This is a genomic window from Burkholderia sp. 9120 (assembly GCF_000745015.1).
Lineage (GTDB): Bacteria > Pseudomonadota > Gammaproteobacteria > Burkholderiales > Burkholderiaceae > Paraburkholderia.
In genome coordinates this window covers 2,893,701-2,907,983 of sequence record NZ_JQNA01000002.1, presented here as the reverse complement: position 1 = coordinate 2,907,983, position 14,283 = coordinate 2,893,701, and the positions used below count along the sequence as shown (strand labels likewise).

General features: G+C 60.3%; 5 protein-coding genes. All 5 read right to left on the bottom strand.

The window, feature by feature from the left end; translation table 11 throughout:
• Positions 1-42 precede the first annotated feature (42 nt).
• The 5 genes from FA94_RS21115 to rpoB all read right to left on the bottom strand — a co-directional run bounded on the left by FA94_RS21115 (position 43) and on the right by rpoB (position 13,931).
• Positions 43-2,355, bottom strand: a complete 2,313-nt coding sequence (locus FA94_RS21115; protein ID WP_035554739.1) for a patatin-like phospholipase family protein — start codon at positions 2,353-2,355, stop codon at positions 43-45.
• 4 nt (positions 2,356-2,359) lie between these two features.
• Positions 2,360-3,883, bottom strand: a complete 1,524-nt coding sequence (locus FA94_RS21110) for an acyl-CoA-binding protein (RefSeq protein ID WP_035554736.1) — start codon at positions 3,881-3,883, stop codon at positions 2,360-2,362.
• Positions 3,884-3,886: 3 nt separating this feature from the next.
• On the bottom strand, positions 3,887-5,185 hold the full coding sequence (locus tag FA94_RS21105) for an MASE1 domain-containing protein (RefSeq protein ID WP_051980650.1): 1,299 nt from the start codon (positions 5,183-5,185) through the stop codon (positions 3,887-3,889).
• A gap of 379 nt (positions 5,186-5,564) precedes the next feature.
• Entirely contained in the window at positions 5,565-9,803 is a 4,239-nt protein-coding gene (rpoC, locus tag FA94_RS21100; protein ID WP_035554735.1) for a DNA-directed RNA polymerase subunit beta', read from the bottom strand.
• A 21-nt stretch (positions 9,804-9,824) separates the two neighbouring features.
• Positions 9,825-13,931, bottom strand: coding sequence for a DNA-directed RNA polymerase subunit beta (gene rpoB / locus FA94_RS21095; RefSeq protein ID WP_035554732.1), 4,107 nt, complete (start codon positions 13,929-13,931; stop codon positions 9,825-9,827).
• Positions 13,932-14,283 lie beyond the last annotated feature (352 nt).

The window sequence follows — 14,283 nt, the reverse complement described above, 5'->3', positions numbered from 1 at the left end:
GTCCGCGTGCGACCGAAAAGTCAGCACGCGCGACCTGCCCACCTAGAACTGGTTACCCAACTGGAAATACACGTTACGCGCGCCGCCGGGCGCCATTGCAACGCCCAGATAGACCGGCCCGAACGAAGTCGTCGCGCCGAGAAACGCACTGGCGCTGCCTCGCCATGGACCACGCGCAAACGCGCTGCTGCTGTTCCAGACGTTGCCCGCTTCCAGACTGGCGCCGGCAAATGTGCCCCGGATTGGACCCGAGTTGAAGTGCTTCAATTGCGCAAAATAGGTAAGGCGACCGTACATGACGTAATTGCCGCTGAACTGATTCTGCGCATACGCGGCCAGATGCTGGAAGCCACCGAGGTCGAACGTATACGCGCCCACGTCCTTGTTACCGAATTGGCCGCCGGCCTCGAACGCGGCGTTCAGGCTGTGCCGGCCGAAGCTTTCTGCCCAGAGCGCGCGAAGGTGGGCCGTGTTGTAGCGACCTTCCGATTGATCGAGCGCCATTTCCGCGTATCCGTCGACGTAGTAGCCGTGACGTGGAAACAGCACGTCGTCGAGCTGATCGATCTCGAATTCGACACGGCCGATCGTCTCGGAAGACGAATCCGGCGCCACCGGCACAGACACCGAATCGTCGCCGTCGAGCGAGACCATCACTGTCGGTGCGGCAGTCATTAACGTGGAGGACGTATGCACCTGGGCGATACCCGCTCGTATTTCGCCAAGTTTTCCCAACGGCAAGCCAGCATTGAGCCCGACCCGGAACTCCTGCTGACGAAGTTTCATCATGGGAGGTGCACCGTCGGGTTGGTCATCATCGTAGACGTCCAACAGATTTCGCTTGATCGACGCGAAGGGTGCCAGATAGACGCCATCGTGGGAAAAAAGCGGCTGCCGCAGTTCGGTTTTCAGCATCAAATCGCGGCTACCGAGCACTGCGTCATTGCGCCATTCGAGCCCGCTTTGCGTGATCCACGGCATGCGATGCCCTACGCGCAGCGCGAATGCACCGTCGCCGCTGAAATTGCTCTGCAAACCAAGGCCGAACAGCAGGAAATTAGGCCCCCAGCTTTTCGAGTTCGCCGTGACACGCAGCACGCGGTCACCATCGGTGCCGGTCAAACTATCGGAGACGCTTTCGAAATCGCTCGTGCTGTTCAGCGCGGCGAGGTCCTGTTCGATCGTGCGCGGATCGTAGACGTCGCCCGGTTTCGTGCGCAGTGCCTGCCGCACCCGGCTCGCCGGGACACGGCCATTCACCACGACTTCCACGCGGTCGACCTTTGTTCCTTCCCGCAGAGACGCGTGCTCGTTGCGATCGGCCAGATAGGCGGTCCATGCTTGCGGCGTCAGCGAAAGCGCGCTGATTCGTACTTGCGAGGAGTCGACCGCAACAGCGCCGGCGGCAATGCCGCGACCGGCATCCGCAAAATCCGTGAACGCGAGACCAGAGAGATCGGGGCGCAGCAGGATGTCCGCTGCGTCGAGATTGGCCCTTTGGCTCCGCACGTTCTGACTGATCAACGCACCGATAACCTGCTGCGTGACGCTCGCCATCGACGTCAGCTGGTTCGCGCGCTTGAGCGGCGTGCCGATATCGACGGCAATCACGATATCCGCGCCCATCAGCTTCGCGACGTCGATGGGTAAGTTATCGGCAATACCGCCGTCCACAAGCGTGCGCGCCTCCAGCACGACAGGCGCGAACAGTCCGGGCACGGCCATGCTGGCCCGGATCGCCTGCGGCAGTGAGCCCTTCCGGAGGACGATTTTGTCGCCCGTTTCGATGTCAGCTGCGACCGCTCTGAACGGCACGGGAAGATCGTCGAAACTGACGTCGCCGGGGAGGCGGCTCGTGTGCTGTTGCAAAAGCGCGAGCAGACGATTGCCTTGAATCAGCCCACTTGCCGACCGAACCCCGTCACGGCCAAAACCAAGCGGCAAGCTCACCGGATAGTCGAGGTTGTCTTTGCGGACCGCTTGCGGCTGGTCCCCGCGTGCTTCGCGATCGAACGCAACGTCGGTCAGGTCCATGCCGGCCAACGCCTTTTCGATTGCCGCAGCCGACATCCCGCTTGCGTAAAGACCGCCGATCAACGCGCCCATGCTCGTCCCCGCGATGCAGTCGATCGGCACATGCAACGCCTCGAGCTTCTTCAACACGCCGATATGCGCATAACCGCGCGCGCCGCCGCCGGACAGCGCGAGACAGATTCGCGGCCGCGCGCCGAGCGGGTGGCTCTCGACTCGATTCGTCGTAAATGGGATGGGGTTCGCCTTTTCGTCAGCGAAAACCACGCTCTGCGTCACACTCGCCGCGACGAGCAACGCCGCGCAAAAAACACGTGACCGCACAGGACTACTCGCCCGCCAGTTTTCGCGCGATCGACACGTAGTCGCTCATTGCCACTTCGCGAGCAGTGCCGCGCAACGCGGCCCATGTGTCGTATTTTGCACGGCCGACCACATCGGTCATAGCCGGGCGATCGCCGCTGATATCGCCGACGCGCGCCTGCTTATAGAGCGCGCGCAAACGCAACATGATGGCTGGCGCAAGTGGGCGCCTAATGCCGCCCACACCTGCGACGGCCGTATCGAATGCTGCCTCCAAAGCCGGCCCAGTAAGACGCGCGTCGGTCTGGTCGTCATCGTGCCGCACCGTGCCGACAGTTACACCGTCGGCTACGGCGGCCGCGCTCCAGAACGCGTCTTCGTCAACGGGACGATCCGATACATAAGTCACCATGCGGATCCGGCGATTGCCAAAGCCCAACTCGAGAACACCGCTCGTCACAAGCGTCTTTTCAGCGGCAGAGGCTTCGCTGAAGATGCGCAGTCGGACCGCGTCGTTGTCGTACTCCGGCTCGCCGAATCCCGTCACGGAGAACGTGTCGCCAGACAACGTCACGAATTGCGAAAAGAGATCGATGAGCGCGTTACGGTCTGCGTAGAGGCGAGCCAACGGGTTCGATCCGCGCTGATCCCAACGGATGTCGGCCGTGAAGAGCGGAAACACCTCCTCATACCGTTGCTCCCGCATCCCGCTCATGAAACGCGCAACAAGCGATTGAATCTCAGTTGGCGAGCACGGCTCCGTCACCGTAGGGCCCGCCGCCGTCTGCGCCTGCGCACCGAGAAAATCGAGCACGCTGGTTGCGACCTGCTCGCGATCGTTATCGACACAAATCATGTGATAACTATTTTCGAGCACGACAACGCGTGCATCCCGAGCGGTGCGCTCAATGAATTCCGCTGACTTCAGACTCGTCAGCTCGTCTTGCCTGGCGTGAACGACCAGCGTCGGACAGCTAATCTGTCCGGCCTCACGGATGACCTGGCGACGCAAACGGTCCACTTCGCGAATGCATGCGAGGGGCACCCATTTGTAGTGGAAGTTGTCGCCGCGCTCAAACTTCGCCTTGACGATATTGCGTACGAGCATGTTCTTGATGCCGTACGGCTCGCCCTCTTCAATCTTCATTCGTGCGGGCAGCAGCGGCAGACGGTAGGCGACGTAGCGCGCGGCACGCCACCACGGGGTGCTCCAGCCGTCGATGTAGATGGGCGGCGCCAGTGTGACCAACCGGCCTTTACTGTGCCGCTCCCGGGCGCACAACGCTGCGGCAAGGAGCGCGCCCATACACATGCCCATCACGTGGAACCTATCGTACCGGTCGACCAGTTCACGGTATTTTTTCGTGACCGCATCGACCCACTCCTCCGCGCGCACCGACATCAATGCCTCGGGCGTGGTGCCGTGGCCCGGCAGTGTCAGCGAATGTGTCTCGATGCCGCAGCGTTTCAGATGCTTGTGCATCGACCCGAGGTCGAACTGTGTGCCGCCCAGTCCATGGATTAAGAGTGCGCCGGTGCGAATCGACATAGCTCAACTCGCCACGATCGAATGACGCTGCCAGACGCCGGCAACAAACGCGACTCGACCGTTGCCGTCGGAAAGCGATGAACCGAGGTCTACCAACTCGATCCAGCCGACGTTGGCAATGCGTGTGGCAAGACGAAACGAAATGGGGGCGGGCGCGTCCGTCGTCACCAATGCATGGGGACTCCATCGATCACGCAGGCGATCACGGTCGAGCGGATGGACGCAAGCAAGAACGCGTTCGACGTTGGAGAGTGATTCCGTGGGGTAACCAAGCAGCCGTTCCACGTCGCCACGCCATTGAACAATCTGCGTACGCGGATCGATCGAATAGGCGATCAATACGCTGCCTGCAAGGGCGAGTTCGAGTTCGGTGCGCCACCGCTCGGCCTGGAGATAGGCGTGTGTTTCAGCGTCGCGCAGCGCGTGCACGATCAACACGAGCATCGCCGATACGCCGACGTAAAGTTGCGCCTGCAACAAAGACGAAGAAGCCGACGCGGACGGCAACGCGAACGGTCCTTCACCGCCTGCGGTGTGGCCGAGGCAGATCAGCGTCAGCACAAATACGGCGAGCGTTCCGCCCCGTGCGCCGCCAACGATCGAGACGATCACGACGCAGAACATCGGCAAATAAATTGGGTAGGTGATGCCCGCCGCTTCGAAGCGCGGCGGTGCGGCTCCGTCGAAGAGCCACCATGTCAACGCGACCATCGTGGCAAATGCGATGGCGCCGACCATCTCACGTTGCCAGTTGGACGGTGCCGATCGCTTTGGCCGGAACTGCGCCCATACCGCGAGTAACGGCATCGTGATACATACGCCGACAAAGATCGCTGCGCTCCATTCGCGAAACGGCAGCATGAACGGCATGCCCTTCGTCAACGCGAAGTAGAACGCACCGCCGCCGCCCAGAAGGACAGCGCTCACGACCGCAGCGACAGTCACGGCACGCAATAAATCGAGACCCTGGAGCGGCACGTGCATCCATCGCACGACGGCCGACGCGATCAACGGAGCGATCCCGGCCAACGCGCCAAGAACGAGCGACGACGGCACGTCCCGGCCGCCAAAATGCGATAACACGGCTTGCACCAATGCGAATGCAACGGCAAGACGACCGCTTGCGCTCGTGCGCGATAAAAGCATGGCCGCGAGACTTACGCCGGCCGGCAACCAGACATAGGGCGCAAGAGCGGCCGTCGGGACATTGAACTGCCCCGACACGACACCCGCGGCAACATAAAGTCCCACCCACAACGCCGTATCGGACAACGGCAACCTACGCACTTCGACAACGTTCATTCGACCACCAGGCAATGCCGATGCGACGCCTGCTGAGCGTCCGCATCGCGCGGGTTAGCGTGATGTCGACGCGATATTCGACTGCTTACGGCCACATCGCGACGACGGCCCCGCATGCTAGGGAAGGTGGTCGTTAGCCAACATAGGAGGAGTCTGAAATGCCGAGCCGCGGCACGGAGACCGGTAAGAAAACCAGTCGAGGAATGAACGTGGAAAGCGATACGCTTTTACAGGTGATGACTGATCCAAAGATCCACAGCGTCACGTCAAATCGACCGTTCACGATCGACGTGCCCGATTAAAGCGCAAAAAAAAGCCGCCCGGTCGAAACCGGGCGGCTTTGTCAGCGTTCAGTGAAAGCGGCTTTCGCCGCTCGCACTTATTCGCCGGAGTGTTGCTGTTCGGCGGCCGGGGTTTCCGGCGTACCGAATTCGAACGACTCTTCCGCTGCGATCTGATCGAAACGCTCGCGGTCGGACAGTTCCTTGCTCTTGCGCGCCTTGTGGAACGCGAGACCCGTACCGGCCGGAATCAGACGGCCGACGATCACGTTTTCCTTCAGACCACGCAGGTCGTCGCGCTTGCCCATGATCGCCGCTTCGGTCAGCACGCGGGTCGTTTCCTGGAACGATGCCGCCGAGATGAACGAGTCGGTGGACAGCGACGCCTTCGTAATACCGAGCAAGACGTTTTCGTACGTTGCCGGGATCTTGTCTTCCGCAGCCATCCGGTCGTTTTCGTCGAGCATATCCGAACGCTCGACTTGTTCGCCCATGATGAAACGCGTATCACCGTTGTCGACGATCTGCACGCGGCGCAGCATCTGACGGACGATCACTTCAATGTGCTTGTCATTGATCTTCACGCCCTGCAAACGATACACGTCCTGCACTTCGTCCACGATGTAGCGCGCCAGCGCTTCGACGCCCTGCAGACGCAGAATGTCGTGCGGATCAGCCGGCCCGTCGACAATCATTTCGCCCTTGTTGACGACTTGACCATCGTGCACCAGAACCTGCTTTTCCTTCGCGATCAGGAACTCGTGCTGGTTGCCCTCGAGGTCCGTGATAACGAGACGCTGCTTGCCCTTCGTGTCCTTACCGAACGACGTCGTGCCCGTGACTTCCGCCAGAATGCCGGCGTCCTTCGGCGAGCGCGCTTCGAACAGTTCGGCCACACGCGGCAGACCACCGGTAATGTCACGCGTTTTCTGCGATTCAACCGGGATCCGTGCGAGCACTTCACCGACCTGCACTTGCTGACCGTCCTTCACGGTGATCAGAGCGCCGACCTGGAAGCCGATCTGCACCGAGTGCTCGGTGTTCGGGATCTTGACTTCGTCGCCGTTCGCGTCGAGCAGCTTGACCTGCGGACGCACCGTCTTCGCAGCTTGCGAGCCACGACGCTTCACGTCGATCACGACCAGCGTGGACAGACCCGTCACATCGTCGATCTGCTTCGCAACGGTCACGCCTTCTTCGACGTTTTCGAACTTCACCGTACCGCCCCACTCGGTGATGATCGGACGCGTCAGCGGATCCCACTGCGCCAGTTGCGTGCCGGCCTTGATCTGCGCGCCGTCGAGTTGCAACAGCGTCGCGCCGTACGGCACCTTGTGACGTTCGCGCTCGCGACCGTGGTCGTCGGTAATCATCGCTTCGCCCGAACGCGAGATGACGATCTGCTCGCCCTTCGCGTTGGTGACGTAACGCATCGTTGCCGTGAAACGCACCGTACCGTTCGACTTCGCTTCAACCGACGAAGCCACTGCCGCACGCGACGCCGCACCACCGATGTGGAACGTACGCATCGTGAGCTGCGTGCCCGGTTCACCGATCGACTGAGCAGCGATCACGCCAACTGCTTCACCGACGTTGACCGACGAGCCGCGGCCCAGGTCGCGGCCGTAGCAGGCTGCGCACAGGCCGTAACGCGTTTCGCAAGTCAGCGGCGTACGCACGCGCACTTCGTCGATGCCGAGGCGTTCGATTTCTTCGACCGCATCTTCGTCGAGCAAGGTGCCCGTTTCGTACAGCGTTTCCTGCGTTTCCGGATTGACGACGTCAGCCACCGTCACGCGACCCAGGATACGGTCACGCAGCGCTTCGACGACTTCACCACCTTCGACCAACGCCTTCATGGCGACGCCGTTGGACGTACCGCAATCGTCCTCGACCACCACCAGATCCTGCGTCACGTCGACGAGACGACGCGTCAGGTAACCCGAGTTTGCCGTCTTCAGTGCCGTATCAGCCAGACCCTTACGTGCACCGTGGGTCGAGATGAAGTACTGCAACACGTTCAGGCCTTCACGGAAGTTCGCCGTAATCGGCGTTTCGATGATCGAGCCGTCCGGCTTCGCCATCAGGCCACGCATACCGGCCAGCTGACGAATCTGAACTGCGGAACCACGAGCACCCGAGTCCGCCATCATGTAGATGGAGTTGAACGATTCCTGACGCGTTTCGTTGCCGTCGCGATCGACCACCGGTTCCGTCGACAGCTGTTCCATCATCGCCTTGCCGACCGCTTCCGACGTTGCCGACCAGATGTCGACCACGTTGTTGTAGCGCTCTTGCGACGTGACGAGACCCGACATGTACTGACGGTCGTATTCCTTTACCTTCTTCGCGGCGTCGCCGACGATGGTTTCCTTCTGCGGCGGCACGAGCATGTCGTCGACGCAGATCGAGATACCAGCGCGTGTTGCCAGACGGAAACCCATCTGCATCAATTGGTCGGCGAAAATCACCGTTTCGCGCAGACCGCACTTGCGGAATGCGGTGTTGATGAGACGCGAGATTTCCTTCTTCTTCAGCGGCTTGTTCAGCACTGTGAACGGCAGGCCCGGCGGCAAAATTTCCGACAGGATCGAACGGCCGACGGTCGTCGCGTACAGCGAGATCTTCGGCACGAACGCCGGCGCACCTTCCGACTTGTCTTCGTTGTGGACCATTTCCGTGATCCGCACGTTGACGCGCGAGGCCAGCTCGACTTCCTTGTTCTCGTACGCACGCAGCGCTTCCGAGACGCCGGTGAACGTCAGGCCTTCGCCCTTGGCGTTCACGGCTTCGCGGGTCGCGTAATACAGGCCCAACACGATATCCTGCGACGGCACGATCGACGGATCGCCGTTGGCCGGGAACAGAATGTTGTTCGACGCCAGCATCAGCGTGCGCGCTTCCATCTGCGCTTCCAGCGACAGCGGCACGTGAACAGCCATCTGGTCACCGTCGAAGTCGGCGTTGAACGCCGCGCAAACGAGCGGGTGCAGCTGGATTGCCTTACCTTCGATCAGCACCGGCTCGAAAGCCTGAATGCCAAGACGGTGCAGCGTCGGCGCACGGTTCAGCATGACCGGATGTTCGCGGATCACCTCTTCGAGGATGTCCCACACCACCGGCGTCTGGTTCTCGACTTCCTTCTTCGCAGCCTTGATGGTGGTAGCGACACCCATCACTTCGAGCTTGTTGAAGATGAACGGCTTGAACAGTTCGAGCGCCATCAGCTTCGGCAGACCGCACTGATGCAGCTTGAGCGTCGGGCCGACCACGATCACCGAACGGCCCGAATAGTCAACGCGCTTACCGAGCAAGTTCTGACGGAAACGACCGCCCTTACCCTTGATCATGTCAGCGAGCGACTTCAGCGGACGCTTGTTCGCGCCGGTCATGGCCTTACCGCGACGACCGTTGTCGAGCAGCGAATCGACGGCTTCCTGCAGCATCCGCTTTTCGTTGCGGACGATGATTTCAGGCGCCTTCAGTTCGAGCAGGCGCTTCAGCCGGTTGTTACGGTTGATCACGCGGCGATACAGGTCGTTCAGGTCCGACGTCGCGAAACGGCCGCCGTCCAGCGGCACCAGCGGGCGCAGTTCCGGCGGCAGCACCGGCAGCACTTCGAGCACCATCCAGTCAGGCTTGATGCCCGAACGCTGGAAAGCCTCGAGCACCTTCAGGCGCTTCGCGTACTTCTTGATCTTCGCTTCCGAACCCGTGTTCTTGAGTTCGGTGCGCAGCATCTCGACCTGTTCGTCGATGTTGATCGCGCGCAGCAGCTCGCGAACGCCTTCCGCGCCCATCTCGGCACGGAACTCGTCACCGTATTCTTCGACCTTGTTGTAGTAATCCTCTTCCGTCATGATCTGCCGCGCTTTCAGCGGCGTCATGCCCGGATCGATCACCACGTAAGCTTCGAAGTACAGCACGCGTTCGATGTCGCGCAGCGTCATGTCGAGCACCATGCCCAGACGCGACGGCAGCGACTTCAGGAACCAGATGTGAGCGACCGGCGAGGCCAACTCGATGTGGCCCATCCGTTCGCGACGCACCTTCGCCAGCGTCACTTCGACGCCGCACTTCTCGCAGATCACGCCACGGTGCTTGAGGCGCTTGTACTTGCCGCAAAGGCATTCGTAGTCTTTGATCGGCCCGAAGATCTTCGCGCAGAACAGACCATCGCGTTCCGGCTTGAACGTCCGGTAGTTGATGGTTTCCGGCTTCTTCACTTCGCCGAACGACCACGAACGGATCTTGTCTGGCGACGCCAGACCGATCTTGATCGCGTCAAAAACTTCGGGTTGTTGGACTTGCTTGAATAGATCGAGCAGAGCTTTCATTGCCTTCTCTCCGTAGTCCGATTAGTTGCGGTCGAGGTCGATGTCGATACCCAGCGAGCGGATTTCCTTCACCAACACGTTGAAGGATTCCGGCATGCCTGCATCGATCACGTGATCGCCCTTGACCAGGTTCTCATACACCTTGGTCCGGCCTGTCACGTCATCCGACTTCACCGTCAGCATTTCTTGCAGCACGTACGATGCGCCGTACGCTTCGAGCGCCCACACTTCCATTTCGCCGAAACGCTGGCCACCGAACTGCGCCTTACCGCCCAACGGCTGCTGCGTCACGAGCGAGTACGGGCCCGTGGAACGCGCGTGCATCTTGTCGTCGACCAAGTGGTGCAGTTTCAGGTAGTGCATGTAGCCGACCGTCACCGTACGTTCGAACATTTCGCCCGTGCGGCCGTCGTACAGACGAACCTGATTCTTCGACGGCGTCATGCCGAGGTTCTTCGCGATGTCGTCCGGGAATGCCAGATCCAGCGCGCGCGACATTTCTTCTTCCGTCGCACCGTCAAACACCGGCGTAGCAAACGGCACGCCTTCGCGCAGGTTCTTTGCCAGTTCGACGATTTCGTCGTCGGTGAAGCTGTCCAGCTCTTCAGCGCGGCCCGACTCGTTGTAGATCTTGATCAGGAATTCGCGCAGTTCAGCGATCTTCGCCTGACGTTGCAGCATTTCGGCGATACGCCAGCCGAGACCCTTCGCGGCCCAACCCAGATGCACTTCGAGAACCTGACCCACGTTCATCCGCGACGGCACGCCGAGCGGGTTCAGAACGACGTCAGCCGGACGGCCGTCGGCCATGTACGGCATGTCTTCGATCGGCACGATCTTCGACACGACACCCTTGTTACCGTGACGGCCGGCCATCTTGTCGCCAGGTTGCAGACGGCGCTTGACTGCCAGATACACCTTGACCATCTTCAGCACGCCCGGCGGCAGTTCGTCCCCTTGCGTGAGCTTCTTGCGCTTTTCTTCGAACGCCAGATCGAACTGGTGACGCTTCTGTTCGATCGAGTCCTTGATGGCTTCGAGCTGTGCCGCCGATTCTTCGTCCGCGAGGCGGATGTCGAACCAATGGTAGTGATCCAGATCTTGCAGGTAAGCCTGGTCGATCTTCGTGCCCTTCGCCAGCTTCTTCGGACCACCGTTCGCGACCTTGCCGTCGAGCATACGTGCGAGACGCTGGAACGCATCGCCTTCCACGATGCGCAGCTGGTCGTTCAGGTCGAGGCGATAACGCTTCAGTTCATCGTCGATGATCTGTTGCGCACGCTTGTCGCGCTGAATGCCTTCACGCGTGAACACTTGCACGTCGATGACCGTGCCGCTCATGCCCGACGGTACGCGCAGCGACGTATCCTTCACGTCCGAAGCCTTCTCACCGAAGATCGCACGCAGCAGCTTTTCTTCCGGCGTCAGTTGGGTTTCGCCCTTCGGCGTGACCTTACCGACCAGCACGTCGCCTGCTTCGACTTCAGCGCCGATGTAGACGATGCCCGACTCATCGAGACGGCCGAGTTGCACTTCAGCCAGGTTCGAGATGTCGCGCGTGATTTCTTCCGGTCCGAGCTTCGTGTCGCGAGCCACGACATTCAGTTCTTCGATGTGGATCGAGGTATAGCGGTCGTCAGCAACCACCTTTTCCGAGATCAAGATCGAATCTTCGAAGTTGTAGCCGTTCCACGGCATGAACGCGACCAGCATGTTCTGGCCGAGAGCCAGTTCGCCGAGATCGGTCGATGCGCCGTCAGCCAGCACGTCGCCACGCGACACGATATCGCCGACCTTCACGATCGGGCGCTGGTTGATGTTCGTGTTCTGGTTCGAACGCGTGTACTTGATCAGGTTGTAGATGTCCACGCCGACATCGCCAGCAACAGCTTCGTCGTCGTTCACGCGGATCACCATACGGCCTGCGTCGACGTAATCGACCACACCGCCGCGGAATGCCTGAACCGTCGTACCCGAGTCGACTGCCACCGTGCGTTCGATACCCGTACCGACCACGGCCTTTTCAGGACGCAGACACGGCACAGCCTGACGCTGCATGTTCGAACCCATCAATGCGCGGTTCGCGTCATCGTGCTCGAGGAACGGAATCAGCGATGCTGCCACCGACACGATCTGCGACGGCGCCACGTCCATGTACTGGATGCGGTCCGGTGTGACCATCAGCGTTTCGCCCGCTTCACGCGACGACACCAGTTCGTCGGTCAGGGAGCCGTCGGCAGCCACCGCCGCGTTCGCCTGAGCGATCACGTAACGGCCTTCTTCGATCGCCGACAGATAGTCGATCTGATCCGTCACCTTGCTATCCACGACCTTGCGATACGGCGTTTCGAGGAAGCCGTATTCGTTCAGGTGCGCGTACAGAGCGAGCGAGTTGATCAGGCCGATGTTCGGACCTTCCGGCGTTTCAATCGGGCACACGCGACCGTAGTGAGTCGGGTGCACGTCGCGGACTTCAAAGCCAGCGCGTTCACGCGTCAAACCGCCCGGGCCAAGTGCCGAAACACGGCGCTTGTGGGTGATTTCCGACAGCGGGTTCGTTTGGTCCATGAACTGCGACAGCTGCGACGAACCGAAGAACTCGCGAATCGCCGACGAAATCGGCTTCGAGTTGATCAGGTCGTGCGGCATCAGGTTTTCGCTTTCGGCCTGGCCGAGGCGTTCCTTCACAGCACGTTCGACACGCACGAGACCTGCGCGGAACTGGTTTTCCGCCAGTTCGCCGACGCAACGGACACGACGATTGCCCAAGTGGTCGATATCGTCCACTTCGCCCTTGCCGTTACGCAGTTCGACCAGGATCTTGATCGTGGCGAGGATGTCGTCGTCTTGCAGCGTCATCGGCCCGATGATCTCGTCGCGACCCACGCGACGATTGAACTTCATACGACCCACCTTGGACAGGTCGTAAGCGTCTTCGCTGTAGAACAGACGGTTGAACAACGCCTCGACCGCTTCTTCGGTCGGCGGTTCGCCCGGACGCATCATGCGGTAGATCGCGATACGTGCGGCCATCTTGTCCGCGGTTTCGTCGATACGCAGCGTCGACGAGATGTACGGACCTTGGTCCAGATCGTTCGTGTAGAGCGTCTGGATATCTTTAATCTTCGATTCGCGGAGCTTTTCGAGGACGGTTTCGGTGATTTCGTCGTTCGCGTTCGCGATGACTTCACCGGTGTCGCCGTCGACAACGTTCTTCGCAAGCACGCGGCCGAGCAGATAATCTTCCGGCACCGAGATGAACTTGGTCTTGGCGCTGTCCAGATCGCGAATGTGCTTCGCGTTGATCCGCTTGTCCTTCTGGACGATCACGTTGCCGTCACGGTCCGTGATGTCGAAACGCGCGACTTCACCACGCAGACGCTCGGGCACGAATTCCATCTGCGCGCCTTCCGGCATCAGCGTGAAATTGTCGAACACGAAGAAGTTTGCGAGGATCTGTTCCGGCGTGAGGCCGATTGCCTTCAGCAGAATCGTGACCGGCATCTTGCGACGACGGTCGACGCGGAAGTACAGCACGTCCTTCGGGTCGAACTCGAAATCGAGCCACGAACCGCGGTAAGGAATGATACGTGCCGAGAACAGGAGCTTGCCCGAGCTGTGCGTCTTGCCCTTGTCGTGTTCAAAGAACACGCCTGGCGAACGGTGGAGCTGCGAAACAATCACACGCTCCGTACCGTTGATAACGAACGAACCGGTCGGCGTCATGAGCGGAATTTCGCCCATGTAGACTTCTTGTTCCTTCACTTCCTTGACGACTGGCTTGCTCGGCGATTCCTTGTCGAGCAGCACCAGGCGCACTTTCGCGCGCAGTGCCGAACAGTAAGTCAAACCTCGCTGCTGACATTCTTTGATGTTGAATGCCGGCGGCGACAGCATGTAGCTGACGAACTCTAGACGAGCAAACCCGTTGTGCGAAACAATCGGAAAAACGGAAGTAAACGCAGCCTGCAGGCCTTCCGGCTTGCGTTGCGTAGACGACGTGTCTGCTTGCAGAAACGTGCTGAATGATTCAAGCTGGGTAGCCAGCAGGAAAGGTACTTGGTGAACGATGGGGCGCTTCGCAAAACTCTTGCGAATGCGCTTCTTCTCGGTGAAGGAATATTGCATACGATCTCCGAATCACGGCGGGCATTGTTGTCGAGGCAGGATACCTTGATGAGACAACCCGAGTGTTCACCGACTGAGACCCGATGGCCGTCCGATGGCTTGAACGAGCCTAGAAGCTTGGTGGTTGGCCGCTACCAACCGCTGGCTGACGGCAGCGGATGCCTGTGTTGCCCGCTACCCGACCAAACTTGCCTTCTGCAGTCGCTTCAGAAGACAAAGAGAAACGCCGGTCAATGTTGCCGATAGGCGGTTTTCTTTGGCTTCTGGGAGTCACGTTCTTGCCGAAAATGCCATGCAAAAACGCGCCCCCCACAAAGCACAAAAAGGCCGGCGGTGGAAAACCGCCAGCCTT

Coding starts and splice junctions, on each gene's coding strand:
- FA94_RS21110 (WP_035554736.1), bottom strand. CDS start 3,883: ATGTCGATTCGCACCGGCGCACTCTTAATCCATGGACTGGGCGGCACA.
- FA94_RS21105 (WP_051980650.1), bottom strand. CDS start 5,185: ATGAACGTTGTCGAAGTGCGTAGGTTGCCGTTGTCCGATACGGCGTTG.
- rpoC (WP_035554735.1), bottom strand. CDS start 9,803: ATGAAAGCTCTGCTCGATCTATTCAAGCAAGTCCAACAACCCGAAGTT.
- rpoB (WP_035554732.1), bottom strand. CDS start 13,931: ATGCAATATTCCTTCACCGAGAAGAAGCGCATTCGCAAGAGTTTTGCG.